The organism is Stenotrophomonas sp. P5_B8 (genome assembly GCF_054049855.1).
Genome location: NZ_JBFULO010000060.1, coordinates 1 through 14,711, shown reverse-complemented (window position 1 = coordinate 14,711; position 14,711 = coordinate 1). Strand labels below are relative to the sequence as shown.

At 66.8% G+C, this 14,711-nt stretch carries 15 protein-coding genes, 1 tRNA gene and 1 pseudogene; 8 read left to right on the top strand and 9 right to left on the bottom strand.

Annotated features, from left to right (window positions below; translation table 11 throughout):
- From thiD to ACXJKH_RS05540, 6 genes are all read right to left on the bottom strand, one after another.
- The coding region (gene thiD, locus ACXJKH_RS05565; protein WP_457318595.1) for a bifunctional hydroxymethylpyrimidine kinase/phosphomethylpyrimidine kinase at nucleotides 1–619 on the bottom strand (619 nt) is incomplete at its 3' end.
- Between the two features lie 34 nt (nucleotides 620–653).
- Nucleotides 654–1,325: a YoaK family protein gene (locus ACXJKH_RS05560; RefSeq protein ID WP_256774101.1), complete on the bottom strand. Its 672-nt coding sequence runs from the start codon at nucleotides 1,323–1,325 to the stop codon at nucleotides 654–656.
- Nucleotides 1,326–1,366: 41 nt separating this feature from the next.
- Nucleotides 1,367–1,873 carry a hypothetical protein gene (locus ACXJKH_RS05555; RefSeq protein ID WP_457318594.1) on the bottom strand — a complete coding sequence of 169 codons (507 nt, stop codon included), beginning with the start codon at nucleotides 1,871–1,873 and terminating at the stop codon, nucleotides 1,367–1,369.
- Nucleotides 1,870–3,267, bottom strand: coding sequence for a PhoH family protein (locus ACXJKH_RS05550; protein ID WP_256774100.1), 1,398 nt, complete (start codon nucleotides 3,265–3,267; stop codon nucleotides 1,870–1,872). Before ACXJKH_RS05550 ends, ACXJKH_RS05555 begins: the two co-directional genes overlap by 4 nt.
- Nucleotides 3,268–3,348: 81 nt before the next feature.
- Nucleotides 3,349–3,828, bottom strand: a complete 480-nt coding sequence (locus tag ACXJKH_RS05545; RefSeq protein WP_457318593.1) for a peroxiredoxin — start codon at nucleotides 3,826–3,828, stop codon at nucleotides 3,349–3,351.
- Nucleotides 3,829–3,924: 96 nt separating this feature from the next.
- The gene (locus tag ACXJKH_RS05540; RefSeq protein ID WP_256774098.1) at nucleotides 3,925–4,485 is read right to left on the bottom strand and encodes a glycine cleavage system protein R; all 561 of its coding nucleotides are present in this window, start codon (nucleotides 4,483–4,485) and stop codon (nucleotides 3,925–3,927) included.
- Between the two features lie 163 nt (nucleotides 4,486–4,648).
- Between ACXJKH_RS05540 and dapA the strand changes: the two genes are divergently transcribed.
- Nucleotides 4,649–5,542, top strand: coding sequence for a 4-hydroxy-tetrahydrodipicolinate synthase (gene dapA / locus ACXJKH_RS05535; protein WP_457318592.1), 894 nt, complete (start codon nucleotides 4,649–4,651; stop codon nucleotides 5,540–5,542).
- 27 nt (nucleotides 5,543–5,569) lie between these two features.
- A complete protein-coding gene (locus ACXJKH_RS05530; protein WP_457318591.1) occupies nucleotides 5,570–6,094 on the top strand; it encodes a hypothetical protein in 525 nt (174 codons plus the stop codon).
- Between the two features lie 212 nt (nucleotides 6,095–6,306).
- Here the strand turns inward: ACXJKH_RS05530 and fdxA are convergent, their stop codons facing one another.
- Nucleotides 6,307–6,630 (bottom strand): ferredoxin FdxA, encoded by a 324-nt coding sequence (fdxA, locus tag ACXJKH_RS05525; protein ID WP_108764771.1) that lies wholly within the window; start codon nucleotides 6,628–6,630, stop codon nucleotides 6,307–6,309.
- Nucleotides 6,631–6,738: 108 nt separating this feature from the next.
- On the bottom strand, nucleotides 6,739–7,641 hold the full coding sequence (locus ACXJKH_RS05520) for an SMP-30/gluconolactonase/LRE family protein (RefSeq protein ID WP_457318590.1): 903 nt from the start codon (nucleotides 7,639–7,641) through the stop codon (nucleotides 6,739–6,741).
- 212 nt (nucleotides 7,642–7,853) lie between these two features.
- On the opposite strand from ACXJKH_RS05520, the gene ACXJKH_RS05515 reads away from it, so the two are divergent.
- The gene (locus ACXJKH_RS05515) at nucleotides 7,854–9,275 is read left to right on the top strand and encodes a sugar porter family MFS transporter (protein ID WP_457318589.1); all 1,422 of its coding nucleotides are present in this window, start codon (nucleotides 7,854–7,856) and stop codon (nucleotides 9,273–9,275) included.
- Between the two features lie 66 nt (nucleotides 9,276–9,341).
- Here ACXJKH_RS05515 and ACXJKH_RS05510 read toward each other — a convergent pair.
- Nucleotides 9,342–9,416, bottom strand: a tRNA-Glu gene (locus ACXJKH_RS05510).
- Between the two features lie 50 nt (nucleotides 9,417–9,466).
- Here ACXJKH_RS05510 and pcnB point away from each other — a divergent pair.
- The 5 genes and pseudogenes from pcnB to ACXJKH_RS05485 form a co-directional block, all read left to right on the top strand.
- Entirely contained in the window at nucleotides 9,467–10,840 is a 1,374-nt protein-coding gene (gene pcnB / locus ACXJKH_RS05505; RefSeq protein WP_457318596.1) for a polynucleotide adenylyltransferase PcnB, read from the top strand.
- Between the two features lie 3 nt (nucleotides 10,841–10,843).
- Nucleotides 10,844–11,332 (top strand): 2-amino-4-hydroxy-6-hydroxymethyldihydropteridine diphosphokinase, encoded by a 489-nt coding sequence (folK, locus tag ACXJKH_RS05500; protein ID WP_457318588.1) that lies wholly within the window; start codon nucleotides 10,844–10,846, stop codon nucleotides 11,330–11,332.
- 31 nt (nucleotides 11,333–11,363) lie between these two features.
- A complete protein-coding gene (gene panB / locus ACXJKH_RS05495) occupies nucleotides 11,364–12,179 on the top strand; it encodes a 3-methyl-2-oxobutanoate hydroxymethyltransferase (protein ID WP_256774091.1) in 816 nt (271 codons plus the stop codon).
- Nucleotides 12,176–13,018 carry a pantoate--beta-alanine ligase gene (gene panC / locus ACXJKH_RS05490; RefSeq protein WP_457318587.1) on the top strand — a complete coding sequence of 281 codons (843 nt, stop codon included), beginning with the start codon at nucleotides 12,176–12,178 and terminating at the stop codon, nucleotides 13,016–13,018. Before panB ends, panC begins: the two co-directional genes overlap by 4 nt.
- Nucleotides 13,019–13,220: 202 nt before the next feature.
- Nucleotides 13,221–14,711 (top strand): annotated as a pseudogene (locus tag ACXJKH_RS05485) (hypothetical protein); the annotation flags it as partial.

Sequence of the window (14,711 nt, the reverse complement as noted above, 5' to 3'; positions counted from 1 at the left end):
GCCGGGTATGGATGAACTCTTCGCGGGTGACGCCGTCGAAGTAACGATCGATCACGCGGCTGCCTTCGTCCAGATGGCCGCCCTTGAGCAGCACCGCGCCGGCGCCCAGTTCAAGCAACGCGTCGGCGGCATCTTCGGCATCCTCGGCGGTGATGATGCGACGGCCGAGCAGCAGTTCGGCTTCGGGTGTGTTGGGCGTCAGCAGCGTGGCCAGCGGGATCAGGCGCGTGCGCATCGCCTCCACTGCGCTGGCTTCGAGCAGCCTGGCGCCGCTGGTGGCGACCATCACCGGATCCAGCACCACGTGCGGTGGGCGGTGCTTTTCCAGCGCGTCGGCGACCAGGCCGATCACCTCGGCATTGGCCAGCATGCCCAGCTTCACCGCATGGATATCGAAATCGGCGAAGCAGGCATCGATCTGCGCCTGCAGGAAGTCCAGGGGCGGCACATGCACGGCGGTGACGCCGCGGGTGTTCTGTGCGGTCAGGGCGGCGATCGCCGACAGGCCATGCACGCGGTGCGCGGCGAAGGCCTTGAGATCGGCCTGGATGCCTGCGCCGCCGCCGGAATCGGAGCCGGCGATGGTCAGGGCGGAGACGGGGCTGGAAGCGGGGCTCATGCGGCGATTGTGCAGTGTTTGCCACCGGCGCGCTTCACGGGCGGCGCAGCCACGCCCATGGCCGGTACAGCACGTAGCCCAGGCCGGTGCAGCCGGTCAGCAGTGCCGGGGCGAGCAGGGCGTCGTAGCCGACGCGCAGGAACAGCCACGCACCGATCACACCGCCAGCAAGGAAACCGCTGACGATCAATCCGCTCAGGGTCAGGCGCCGGATCGGCAGCGGCAGGCCACGCAGCAGGTGGCCCAGGCCGATGCCCAGGTCGGTGAACATGCCGCTGAGGTGGGTGGTGCGCACCACCGCGCCGCTGAAGGTGGTGGCCATGGCGTTCTGCAGGCCGCAGGCCATCGCGGCGGCCAGCGCGCCCCAGATCTGCTGCTGCTTGAACAGCGGGATGGACGCCAGCAGCAACAGCGATTCCAGCGTGAGCACCACGCCGTAGCGACGGCCCAGCTGCAGCGCGCTGTCCTGCACGATCATGCCGCTGAGCATGGCGCCCAGGCAGAACGCGATCAGCAGGGCCCACAGGTGCCCGACCACGCGCCAGTCACCCTGCGCCAGGGCCATGCCAAGCTGGCTGGTGGTGCCGGTCATGTGGCTGACGGCCTGGTGTTCGAAGCCCAGGAAGCCGACCACGTTGACCATGCCGGCCACGCACGACAACGCGATCGCGCCGATCCACACCCAGGTGGGCAGCCGGATGCTCATCCGGCGTTCGCGGGAAGGTTCACGACACGATCAACGCATGCTCAACGGCCCGCGGGCGGGCCGTTGAACTGCACCTCGGAGAAGCTGCCGCTGGACGGGTCGAACACCGCACCCCAGAACTGCGCGCCGCCGTCGCAGACCCGGATGGCCTCGCGGGCCGGATCGATGTCGGCAGCGTCGGGCAGGTGGAACGCGTTGAGATAGATGAGCTTGCGCCCGTCCATTTCGATGCCGACGTACTGGCGGTCGAAATCGGCGGCCTTGGGCACCTGCGCGTCGAGCGACGGAAGCTGGGCTTCGAGCTGTTCGACCTCCTTGCGGCTGGGCGCCCAGTAACCGGTGACCCGCCCGGCCTCGCGGCCGGGACTGTCGCGCGAGCAGGTGTCCAGGACCTGGGCGGCGACGATCGGTCGCGTCACCACCCAGGACTGGCCGGTCTTGACCGTGGTCGGGACGCTGGCGCCCGGTCGTGTATTGGCAGGCGTGCAGGCGGCCGCCAGCGCGGCGAGCGCCAGCGGCAGGACGGCACGGGACAGGGAATGGTTCACAACACCTCCGAGGCGTAATCGGCCAGGCGCGAACGCTCGCCACGGCGCAGCGTGACGTGCGCGCTGTGCGGCCAGTTCTTGAAGCGGTCCACCGCGTAGGTCAGGCCCGAGGTGGTCTCGGTCAGGTACGGGGTGTCGATCTGTTCGACGTTGCCCAGGCAGACGATCTTGGTGCCGGGACCGGCACGGGTGATCAGGGTCTTCATCTGCTTGGGGGTGAGGTTCTGTGCTTCGTCCAGGATCAGGTAACGCGACAGGAAGGTGCGGCCGCGCATGAAGTTCAGCGAGCGGATCTTGATCCGGCTGGCGATCAGGTCGTTGGTCGCCGCACGGCCCCACGCACCGCCTTCCTGAGTGTGAGTGAGCACTTCCAGGTTGTCGGTCAGCGCGCCCATCCACGGGGTCATCTTTTCTTCCTCGGTACCGGGGAGGAAGCCGATGTCTTCGCCGACGCTGACCGTGGCACGGGTCATGATGATCTCGCGATAGCGCTGCTGGTCCATCGTCTGGGCCAGGCCGGCGGCCAGCGCGAGCAGGGTCTTGCCGGTGCCGGCAGTGCCGAGCAGGGTGACGAAGTCGATCTCCGGGTCCATCAACGCATTGAGCGCGAAGTTCTGTTCGCGGTTGCGCGCGCTGATGCCCCACACCGCGTGGCTGCCGTGGCGGAAGTCGTTGACCAGCGACAGGGTGATCTTGTCGTTGTCGACCTTGGCCACGCGCAGTTCGACTTCATCCTCGCCGGGCAGGTAGGCGTACTGGTTGGGATGCCAGTTCTCGTCTTCGCTGGCGATGATTTCGTAACTGGTGCGGCCCTTGTCGCTCCAGCTGCGCAGGTTGTCGGTGTGCTTCTTCCAGAAATCTTCCGGCAGCTCGGTGGCGCCGGTGTAGAGCAGGCTGAAATCGTCGAGCGCGCGGTCGTTCTCGTAGTCTTCGGACACGATCCCGGCGATGGCCGCCTTGATCCGCAGGTTGATGTCCTTGGAGACGAACACCACCGGGATCTCGGGCACCTGTTCCTTCAGCGCCAGGATCGCACCGAGGATGGCGTTGTCCGGGATGACCGCGCCGAAGCTCTTGCCCGCATCGAAATGACTGGTCTGGAACCGCAGCAGGCCCACGCTCTGCTTGCCGCGCAGCTGCAACCCGTTCGGGCGCTGCAGCGGGATGCCATCGGCCAGGTTGTCCAGGCCCGAGGCCTGCACCAGCTCATTGAGGAAACGGCTGACCTGGCGCGCGTTGCGGCTTGCCTCGGTGGTGCCCTTCTTGCCGTTGTCCAGCTCTTCGATCACCTGCATCGGCAGGTAGACATCATGCTCCTCGAACTTGAACAGCGCGGTCGGATCGTGCATCAGCACGTTGGTATCCAGTACGTAGATGCGCTTGCCTCGGGTCATCGTCAATTCCTGGTGGCAGAACAGGGACAAGCCATCACGACCTGCGGGGCAGGGTGATGGCCATGGGGGGTGCCGGATTGATCACTGGGTTTTCGCGGCCTTCAGGGCTTCAAGGACGGTGTCTGCGTGGCCGGCCACTTTGACCTTGCGCCACGCCTGCACGATACGACTGTCGGGCGAAATCAGGAAGGTGCTGCGTTCGATGCCACGCACCTGCTTGCCGTACATGTTCTTCAGCTTGATCACATCGAAGGCGGTGCACAACGCTTCGTCGCCATCGCTGATCAGCGGGAAGGCGAAGCCCTGCTTGGCGCAGAAGTTGTCGTGGGATTTGACCGAATCGCGGGAGACGCCGAACACGCGGGCGCCGGCCTGGGTGAACTGCGGGAGCAGCGCGTTGAAGTCGATGCCTTCGGTGGTGCAGCCTGGCGTGCTGTCCTTGGGATAGAAGTACAGAACAAGCCATTGGCCGGCGAGCGTGCCGAGGGTGGTGGTTTCACCGCCGGACAGTGCCAGCGGGAGATCGAGGGTGGATCTGTCCAGGGTGTCGCCGATGTTCATGAGGTCCTTTTTCCGGAGCCTGGGGCAAAGCTGTTACAGACGTGCGTCATCACACCTGCATGAAACATCGCGCGCCCGTGACGAACGCGCGAAAGATCAGAACTTCATCGGATCCATGATCGCGTCGAGGTTCAGGTGGTCGCAGAACTCCAGGAAATCGTCGCGCAGCGCGGCGATGTGCATGTTCGCCGGTACGCCGATGGTGACCTGCGCGGAGAACATTTCCGCCCCGGTCTGCATGGCGCGGTAGCGGGTGCTCTGCAGGTTCTCGATGGTGATGCCCTGGCGGTCGAAGAAATCGGCCAGCTGGAACAGGATGCCCGGCTTGTCGGCGGCGATCACTTCCACGATGTAGGGCAGCAGGTTGGACTGCGCCTGCTTGGCACCGGTGCGGTACCAGACCAGCTTCAGGCCTTCCTCGCGCTCCAGGCGGGTGAGCATGGCTTCCAGCTTTGCCACCGAGTCCCACGAGCCGGTGGCCAGGGCGGTCACCGAGACATCGCGACCCACCGTGGACAGGCGGGCATCGACCAGGTTGCAGCCGCTGTCGGCGATACGCCGGGTGACGGGCAGCAGGGGGGACTCCGGATGCGTCGTATAGGCGTTGATCAGGAGATGGTTTTCGGTCGGCGCAGGCCGCGGCGTGGTGTCGGTCAAGATGGTTCCGGGTGATACAAGGTGAGTCTGAACGGCCGACGACGGCACGTTCGCCGGAGTCCAGCATACTTGCCCGCGCTTTCGACCCGCAAGTAACATGCAAAGTACATCCGGCCGGCGTTTACGCAGGTGGGGTGCCCCCTTTCTTCCGAGCAACGTTTCCTTGTCCCTTTCCGGTCTCATCACCGCGCTGGCCACGCCTTTCCAGGCGAGCGGCGCATTGGATCCCGACGGTTGGCAGCGCTTGCTGCACCTGCAACTGGAGGGTGGTGTTCACGGGGTGGTGGTGGCCGGTTCGACCGGCGAGGCCGCGGCCCTGTCCGACGACGAGTACGACCAGCTGCTGCGCAGCGCGGTGAAAACCGTGGCCGGACGCGTCGCCGTGCTGGCCGGTACCGGTCTGTCGGGGACGGCCAAAACCATCGAGCAGACCCGCCGCGCGGCCGCCAATGGCGCCACCCATGCGCTGGTGGTGACCCCGCCGTACGTGCGCCCGACCCAGGCCGGACTGATCGCGCACTACCGCGCGGTGGCCGACCAGGGCGGTCTGCCCGTGATCCTGTACAACGTGCCCGGGCGTACCGGCTGCGACATGTTGCCGGAGACCGTGGCCGAACTGGCTGCCCATCCCAACATCGTCGGGATCAAGGAAGCGGTGGGCGATGTCGGCCGCGTGCAGGCGCTGCTGGCGCTGCGTTCGCCGGCGTTCGCCATCCTCAGTGGCGATGACGGCACCGCCGCACGCTCGATCCTGTCCGGCATCGATGGCCTGATCTCGGTGGGCTCCAATGCCTTGCCGGGCGCCTACCGGCGCATGTGCGACCTGGCTGCGGCCGGCGAGCGCGACGCGGCCGAGGCGTGGGATGCACGCCTGGAGCCGTTCCATGCATTCTGCGGCGTGGAGTCCAATCCGATCCCGGTGAAGGACCTGCTGCGCCGGATCGGCATCGGCCACGGGCTTCGCCTGCCGCTGCTGTCCCTGTCTGCGGCCCATCACGCCGCTGCCGAACACCTGGCCACCGACATCGGTGCGCTGGAAGCACTATCCAACCACTGATCGACAGTGGTAACCTAGGAGATTCACATGCGTCAATCCGTTTCCGCCATCCGCGTGCTGTCCTTCGCGATCCTGGCCACCGCCACCCTCGTGGGCACCACCGGCTGCTTCAAGCGTGGTGCGAAGGGCGACTACGCGCTCGCGCCGGAAATGCGTCCGCTGGAAGTGCCGCCGGACCTGAACGTCCCGGGCGGCAGCGCCACGGCCCAGGTGCCGGCATTGGCCTCGCAGTCGGCCAGGCCCGCGCCGGCCGCTGCCGGCACGCAGGCACCGGCCGCCAATGCTGCCGGTTTCACCGTGCAGGGCACCAAGGATGAGGCGTTCGGCAAGGTCGGCACCGCGCTGGACGCCATTGCAGGGGTGAAGATCGCCAGCAAGGCCCAGCTGCTGGGTTCCTACGATGTGGCCTATGAAGGCAGCGACTTCCTGGTGCGCGTGGTTGGCGTGGAAGCCGGCGCGTACATCTCCGCCGTTGACCCGCGTGGCCTGCCGGCTACCGGTGCTGCCCCGACCAAGCTGCTGGCTGAGCTGAAGGCGAAGCTGGCGCCGTAAGGGCGTGTGCGGACCCGGCCGTTGTCCGGGTCCGTGCCGCGTGCCGCGATAAGGAAACCGGGTAGAGCCGAGCCATGCTCGGCTGCTTCCGGATCGGCGCAGCCGAGCATGGCTCGGCTCTGCCGGATGGGCTAGCCGAGCATGGCTCGGCGCTAGCGGACATGAAAAGGGCGCCCTTGGCGCCCTTTTTCAGTGCGGCACGCTGGCGTGGCTCAGCGCTCCAGCAGCGGCAGCTTGTCCGGCTTGCCATCCCATTCGCCGGCGTCGGCAGGCGGGTCCTTGCGCACGGTCAACACCGGCCAGGCCTTGGCCAGCTCGGCGTTGAGGCCGACGAACACTTCCTGCCCAGCGGGCACGTCGTCTTCGGGGAAGATCGCGTTGACCGGGCACTCGGGTTCGCACAAGGTGCAGTCGATGCACTCGTCCGGGTCGATCACCAGGAAGTTCGGGCCTTCATGGAAGCAATCCACGGGGCACACTTCCACGCAATCGGTGTGTTTGCACTTGATGCAGTTTTCGGTGACGACAAAAGGCATGGCTGGATCTGGATCCGACAGTAAGCCGGACAATTCTAGAACAGGTTGGCCGCTGGCGCGGGATTGGATGTCACTTGTTGGTGCAACCGGGCCGGCCGCAGGCGCCCATCACCAGCGGAACGGGGTTTCTGGCAGTCCGGCGATGCCGGTTTCCACGACGAACACGCTGCCCGCGTAGGGGGCGGCTGCAAGCGCTTCAGGGCTGTGGTCCAGGCGCGAGCTGGTGACCATCAGCTGGCTCAGCCCCGGTCCGCCCAGCGCGACGCAGGTGGGGTTGCGGACCGGCATCGGCACGATCCGGTCGATCCGTCCGTCGGGCAGGTAACGGACCACCCGCGAGGCGCGCCACTGCGCATTCCACAGGCTGCCGTCGGCATCGATGATCGCCCCGTCCGGCTCCCACGCCGGGTCCTCCAGCCGGGCGAACCGGCGGGGATGGCTGCACTGCGCGCGCTCGGCGTCGTAGTCACAGCACCACAGCTCCGGCCGCACCGAATCGCAGTAGTAGAGGGTGCGGCCGTCGGCGCTGAAGCAGATCGCGTTGGGGATCACCACGCCAGGCAGGTCCAGCAGGCGCAGGCCGTGGCGCGTGCTGTACTGGTAGAAGCGGCCGAGGGGCTCGCGCGCAGGGTCCTCGTTCATGGTGCCGAACACCAGGTTGCCGGCGCGATCGGTGCGCCCGTCGTTGCTGCGGGTGGTGGGCTGTTCCGGTTGCACGTCGGCCAGCCACTGCAGGCGCAGCRCGCCATCGGGTGCATCGATATCCACTCGCTGCAGGGAGCCGGCCAGGGCGAGCAGCAGTTGGCCATCCTCGCCTTCGGCCAGGCAGCCGGGGCGGTCGGGCAGGGGCCAGTGGCGGGGCGTGCCGATGGACGCCTCGTACTGCCACAGCCGCCGCGCGCTGATATCCACCCAGAACAGGCACTGCCGACGCGGTGACCACAGCGCGCCTTCGCCGTGGGTGCAGCGGCTGTCGACCAGCAGGGCGGGGGCGGCGGTATCGGCAGGCATCATCAGGGCAGGGGGRTCGCGGCAGGGCCGGGCATTCTGCCACCGCCGGGGGCAACGGGTCGTGGGCATCGGCGGTATGCGCGACAGGACGTGTCGTCTCCGGGCCGATCCCGACCGCGGGCATGGTGTCGCTGCCCACACCTGTGCGACGCTGCGGCCATCCCGTGGTCGCGCGGTTGGGCGGCCGTCCTTTTCTTCGGCCAGGTGCGTCCATGTCCACACCGCTTCCCCGATCCGCCAGCAGCGGTGAGAACACCGCGTTCATCGTCCTGATCAGCTGCGTGGCCACCCTCGGTGGTTTCCTGTTCGGCTTCGACAGCGGGGTGATCAACGGCACCGTCGACGGGCTCAAACAGACCTTCCAGTCCAGCCAGGCCGGCATCGGCTTCGAGGTGGCCTCGATGCTGCTGGGCTGCGCGTTCGGTGCGTTCTTCGCCGGTCGCCTGGGAGATCGGCTCGGCCGGCGCGGGGTGCTGATCATCGCCGCGGCGATGTTCCTGCTGTCGGCGCTGGGTGCCGGTGCGGCGCACAGCTCGGCGCTGTTCGTGCTGGCGCGGGTGATCGGTGGCGTCGCGGTGGGTGCGGCCAGCGTGATGTCGCCGGCCTACATCGCCGAGGTGGCCTCGGCGCGCTATCGCGGTCGGCTGGCCACGATGCAGCAGATGGCGATCATCACCGGGCTGTTCTGTGCATTCCTCAGCAACTACCTGCTGGCGCGTGCAGCCGGGGCGTCGACCGAACCGCTGTGGCTGGGCCAGGAGGCCTGGCGCTGGATGTTCTGGATGCAGGCGTTGCCGTCGGCGCTGTTCCTGGTGCTGTTGCTGCGCATCCCGGAAAGCCCGCGCTACCTGGTTGTCAAGGGGCGGCATGCGCAGGCGCTGGGCGTGCTGACCCGGCTGTACGGCGCGGAGGAGGCGCGGGTCAAGGTCGCCGAGATCGAGGGTTCCCTGGCCGGCGACCAGCACCGGCCGCAGCTGTCGGACCTGATCGACAAGCGCGCCGGTGGGCTGCGCCGCGTCGTCTGGATCGGCATCGGCCTGGCCGTGTTCCAGCAGCTGGTCGGCATCAACGTGGTCTTCTATTACGGTGCGGTGCTGTGGCAGGCGGTGGGCTTCTCCGAGAACGACGCACTGCTGATCAACGTGCTCTCCGGTGCGCTCAGCATCGGGGCCTGCCTGCTGACCATCGTGCTGATCGACCGGATCGGGCGGCGACCGCTACTGTGGGTCGGCTCGCTGGGCATGGCGGTGTCGCTGGCGCTGGTCACCGTGGCGTTTGCCAGTGGCACCCTGGACGGCGGCCGGCTGCAACTGTCCGACGGCATGGGGCGGCTGGCGCTGATCGCGGCCAATGTCTATGTGGTGTTCTTCAACATGTCCTGGGGGCCGGTGATGTGGGTGATGCTGGGCGAGATGTTCCCCAACCAGATCCGCGGCTCGGGGCTGGCCGTGGCCGGTGCGGCGCAGTGGAGCGCCAATTTCGCCATTACCGTCAGCTTCCCGGTGCTGCTGACCGGGATCGGCCTGGCCGGTGCCTACGGCATCTACACGGTGGCTGCGGTGCTGTCGATCTTCTTCGTGCTGCGCTATGTGCGCGAGACCAAAGGCAAGGAGCTGGAGCAGATGGAGGGCTGAGCTTGGCCGGCCCTGCAACGCAAAAACCCCGCCGGAGCGGGGTTTCTGGTCGTTCTGCACCGCGACTGGTGCTCCCTAGGGGACTCGAACCCCTGTTTTAGCCTTGAGAGGGCCACGTCCTAACCTCTAGACGAAGGGAGCAGGCTTTGTCGCGAACTGCGCAGCGCGCTAGTATATGGACCTAGATGCCATTGGGCAATCCCGAAAACTCAACCGGAAGCRCCAACATCAATTCTTCTGCTACATCACCGTTCAGCCTGCGCGTGATTCCGCSCGACCAGCACACCATCTCCCGCAAGGACATCAGCCCGAACGCGTTGCGCGTGTTGTACCGGCTGCGGGATTCCGGGTTCGCCGGCTACCTCGTAGGTGGCGCCGTGCGCGACCTGCTGGTCGGTGGCAACCCCAAGGACTTCGACGTGGCCACCGATGCCACGCCCGAGCAGGTCAAGGCGCTGTTCCGCAACTGCCGCCTGATCGGCCGCCGTTTCCGGCTGGCCCATGTCGTGTTCGGTCGCGAGATCATCGAGGTGGCCACCTTCCGCGCCAACATCGATGACGGCAGCGGCGACCGCGAGATGGAAAACGGCATGCTGGTCCGCGACAACGTGTACGGCAGCATCGAGGACGATGCGATCCGCCGCGACTTCACCTGCAATGCCCTGTACTACGCCATCGAGGACTTCTCGGTGCGCGACTACACCGGCGGGTTCGAAGACGTGCAGGCGCGCCTGATGAAACTCATCGGCGACCCCGAGAAGCGCTACCAGGAAGACCCGGTGCGGATGCTGCGCGCGGTGCGCCTGGCGGCCAAGCTCGGTTTCCAGATCGACGACGCCAGTGGCGAACCGCTGCCGCGCCTGGCCGGCCTTCTGGCCGAAGCCGCGCCGGCGCGCCTGTTCGAGGAAGTGCTCAAGTTGTTCCTGTCCGGGCACGGCGTGGCCAGCTTCGAGGGCCTGGAGCGTTACGGCCTGCTGGATGTGATGTTCCCCGAGAGTGCCGCCGCACTGCGCAGCAACCGCAGCGGCGCGTTGCGCCGGATGGTCATCGAAGGCCTGCACAACACCGACCTGCGCGTGGCCAACGACGAGCCGGTGTCGCCTTCGTTCCTGTTCGCGCTGTTGCTGTGGCCGGCGTTCTGCCGCGCGCTGGCCAGCCTGCAGAAGCAGGGCATCGCGCTGGAAGAGGCGCAACGCCGCGCCGCAGACCGGGTGACCCTGCACCAGCTGACCACGATCGCGCTGCCGCGCCGCTTCTCCCTGCCCATGCAGGAGATCTGGCTGTTGCAGGGCCGTTTCAGCTCACGCCAGCGCAAGCGCGTGATCCGCACACTGACCCATCCGCGCTTCCGCGCCGCCTATGATTTCCTGGTACTGCGCCAAGTGGCTTCCAGCGAGCACAGCGCCGATGTGGAGTTCTGGCGCGAGGCCCAGTTGCAGTCCGGCACCGAGCTGGATTCGGCGCTGGATGCCGCGCACGTCGAGGGCGAGGGTGATGAGGACGGCGCACCGCGCAAGCGCCGCCGTCGCCGCCGCCGTCCGGGCGGGACTGCTGCAGGCGAGTAAGCGGTGACCGTCGCCTGCATCGGGTTGGGCGCCAACCTGGGGGACGCCGCGCAGACCCTGCGCGATGCGTTCCAGGCGCTGGCCGCATTGCCGCGCACCACGCTGCAGGCGCGCTCGCAGCTGTACAGCACGCCGGCCTGGGGCAATGAAGACCAGCCGGCCTTCGTCAATGCCGCCGCGCTACTGGATACCGCGCTGAGCGGGCCGGAACTGCTGGACGCGCTGCTGGCGATCGAGCGCGGCTTCGGCCGGGTCCGCACGCTCGGCGTGCACTGGGGCCCGCGCACGCTGGACCTGGACCTGCTGCTGTACGGCGAGGCGGTCATCGACCTGCCGCAGCTGCAGGTGCCGCATCCCTACCTGCACGAGCGCGCCTTCGCGCTGCTGCCGCTGGCCGAAATCGCCCCGGATGCGGTGATTCCCGGGCACGGCCGCGTGCGGGATGCTGTGGTGCGGGTCCCGGCCTGCGGGATCGCGCCAATAGGGGGATAATGCCCCGCTTATCGCCACCGGTTATCAGCTCATGAGTACCCACGCAGACAGCAAGCCCTGGACCGTGCCCGCGTTGGCCGAGGCCAAGCGCAACGGGCAGAAGCTGGTGATGTTGACCGCCTACGACGCCGGTTTCGCGCGTGCGTTCGATGCCAATGGCGTGGACCTGATCCTGATCGGCGACTCGCTGGGCATGGTGGTGCAGGGGCATGATTCGACCCTGCCGGTGACCACCGACGACATGGTCTACCACACCCGCGCCGTGGCCCGCGTGCTGCAGCGGGCGCTGCTGGTGGCCGACCTGCCGTTCGGCGCCGATGCCACCCCCGAGCGCGCGCTGGATGCCTCGTTGCGCCTGCTCCAGGCCGGTGCGGAGATGGTCAAGATCGAAGGCGCCGGCTTCAAACTGGACGTGATTCGTTACCTGGTCGAGCGCGAGATTCCGGTGTGCTCGCACCTGGGCCTGACCCCGCAGTCGGTGCTGCGTCTGGGCGGTTATCGCGTGCAGGGCCGCGGCGACGCCGCCCAGCAGTTGCGTGACGACGCCAAGGCCGCGGTCGACGCCGGCGCCACGCTCATCGTGCTCGAGTGCGTGCCCACCCCGATTGCCACCCAGGTCACCGCCGACGTGGCCGTGCCCACCATCGGCATCGGTGCCGGCCCCGGCTGCGATGGCCAGGTGCTGGTGCTGCATGACTTCCTCGGCCTGGACAGCGGCCATCGCCGACCCAAGTTCGTCAAGGATTTCCTTGCCGAAGGCGGTTCGGTCGCCGGTGCCGTCCGTGCCTACGCCGACGCCGTGCGCGACGGCTCCTTCCCCGACGCAGAACACGCCTACGCCTCATGATCGAAACCGTCACCGAACTGTCCCGCCTGCGCGCCGTMGTCAACGGCTGGAAGCGCGAGGGCCTGCGCGTCGCGCTGGTCCCCACCATGGGCAACCTGCATGCGGGCCACTATTCGCTGGTCACGCTGGCGCGGCAGTACGCCGACCGCGTGGTCTCCAGTGTCTTCGTCAATCCGACCCAGTTCGGCCCGAACGAGGACTTCACCCGCTACCCGCGCACCCCCGAGGCGGACACCACTGGCCTGGAGCAGGCCGGCTGTGACGTGCTGTGGCTGCCGACGGTCGAATCGATGTATCCGTTCGGCGTGGCGCTGGCGGCCAGCGTCAACGTGCCGGGCATCAGCGGCCTGCTGGAAGGCGCGCATCGCCCCGGCCATTTCGATGGCGTGTGCACGGTGGTCTCGCGCCTGTTCAACCAGGTGCAGCCGGACGTGGCCGCCTTCGGCAAGAAGGACTACCAGCAGCTGGCGGTGATCCGGCAGATGGTGGAAGACCTGGCTTTCCCGATCCAGATCGTCGGCGGGGACATCGTCCGCGAAGGCGACGGCCTGGCGATGAGCTCGCGCAACCAGTACCTCAACGCCGAACAGCGCCCGGTGTCGACCACCATCCACYAGGTGCTGCTGGGCATGCGCGAAGGCTTCATCGCCGGCAAGACCCGCAGCCTGATCGAAGCCGAGGCCACCGCCGCGCTGCAGGCGGCCGGCTTCCAGGTCGACTATGCCGTGGTGCGCCTGCCGGACCTGTCCGAGCCGGCAGACGCCAACGACGGCACCCGCGTGGCCCTGATCGCCGCGCGCATCGGCAACACCCGGTTGATCGACAACCTGGAGTTCTGAGGCCAAAGCGGCAGTGTCGACATACGAAGGGCGCCGGAGGGCGCCCTTCGTCATTGCTGGGGATTACTCGAATGGAGACGTGCCTCACTTGCACCGGAACGCGCTGATAGCGTAAGTTCACGTTTCGTTCACATGCGTGAATCCAAGGACAGGGATGGCTCACCTAGGATGTGCAGTGTGGAAGTGCGTGGCGGCAGGGTTGGTGGCGATCCTTGCCTTTGCGCCGCTGGGGGCGAAGGCGCAAAGCGAGGCCAACTTCTCCTGGGATGAACTAGACCGAAGACTGCCGTCCAGTAGCAGGGTCGAGGCTCTCGGGCCGACGCTGATGGGCGATGAGGTCAGCTTGTCCGACGGCGGTCTGGCTTTCTCGGTAGTGGATGTGAGCGTCCCTGGCAACAATGCGCTGCCGGTAGAGTTGAGGCGCCGGTACTCCGTCAAGGATCGCAAGGACACCATCAACGACGGCATGCTGGCCGACTGGCAGATCGATGCCCCTAACATCAGCGGCGTGTTCGCCCCGGACTGGATCAATACCGGTGAGCAGCCTGGCCGCCGGTGCTCGGCGGCCACCCTGCCGCCTGTGCCGATTCGTCATCAGCGTTCCGACTTCTGGCAGGGGCTGACGCTCAACGTCCCGGGCGGTGGAGAGATGCTGCGGCGGGCTGTCAACGCTCCCGCGCCTGCCGATGGAGCGTCTTATCCATGGAACAGCTCCGGGCAGATCCAAGTGGCATGTCTGGCGGCGATCCGCAATGGCGACGGGGAGGGGTTTATTGCACTGGCGCCGGACGGGACCAAATATCGTTTCGATTGGATGGCGCAGAACTCCGATCGTCGGGTGCGGCAGGTAGTCGGCTACAGCCCGAATACCGGGTCACCCTATTCGACGTATCTGAACCGTCGACACAATGCGCTCTACGCCACACGGGTAGAAGACCGCTTCGGCAACGCTGTCGAGTACACCTATGCAAACGCATGGAACCAACCGGCAAGGCTGACCCGCATTGCATCCAGCGATGGCCGCGTACTGAACATCAACTACACCGGCAGTTTTGTCAGTTCCGTCAACGACGGCGTACGCACCTGGCAGTACACCATTGACGGAATCTACAAAACCCTGACCCGGGTCCAATTGCCTGACTCAAGTGCGTGGAATATTCAGTTCTTGGATTTTGCGACGGCGCGCATCGAACACCCGGTGCCCCAGTATGAAACGCCACCCCTCAACGGCGACGGATTTCCGGTCGGCTCGGTGGTCCTGCCGACTGACATCTTCCGTACCTGTTCGGAGCAGATCCTTGCGCCGTCGATCGGCAACGTCGGCAACCCGATCGAAAGCCTCACCGGCACCGTCGTTCACCCGTCTGGCGCGGTTGCTACGTTCACGGTGGACCTGCAGCCGCATGGACGCAGCCATGTGCCATTGACCTGCAGCAACGTGACAACGGTGGGCAGCAATCCGCCCTACTGGGGATATGGCAACGATCCGACCGACGACGTTCCGATCTATCCCATTTTCGCCTACACATTGACACTGCGCAGCAAGACCCTGCAGGGCAAGGGGATGCCTGCGGCGAATTGGACCTATGAGTACCTTCCAAATTTCGGCTTCGACCGCTATCCCGGTACCACCGAGGAATACCCGGTCTGCCCGTACAACACTTCAACGCAATGCGAGCAACCGCTGTGCACG

Bases quoted from the DNA above. Each gene is read 5' to 3' on its own strand.
- ACXJKH_RS05560 (WP_256774101.1), bottom strand. From the start codon at position 1,325: ATGAGCATCCGGCTGCCCACCTGGGTGTGGATCGGCGCGATCGCGTTG.
- panB (WP_256774091.1), top strand. From the start codon at position 11,364: ATGAGTACCCACGCAGACAGCAAGCCCTGGACCGTGCCCGCGTTGGCC.
- ACXJKH_RS05545 (WP_457318593.1), bottom strand. From the start codon at position 3,828: ATGAACATCGGCGACACCCTGGACAGATCCACCCTCGATCTCCCGCTG.
- ACXJKH_RS05530 (WP_457318591.1), top strand. From the start codon at position 5,570: ATGCGTCAATCCGTTTCCGCCATCCGCGTGCTGTCCTTCGCGATCCTG.
- ACXJKH_RS05515 (WP_457318589.1), top strand. From the start codon at position 7,854: ATGTCCACACCGCTTCCCCGATCCGCCAGCAGCGGTGAGAACACCGCG.
- fdxA (WP_108764771.1), bottom strand. From the start codon at position 6,630: ATGCCTTTTGTCGTCACCGAAAACTGCATCAAGTGCAAACACACCGAT.
- ACXJKH_RS05550 (WP_256774100.1), bottom strand. From the start codon at position 3,267: ATGACCCGAGGCAAGCGCATCTACGTACTGGATACCAACGTGCTGATG.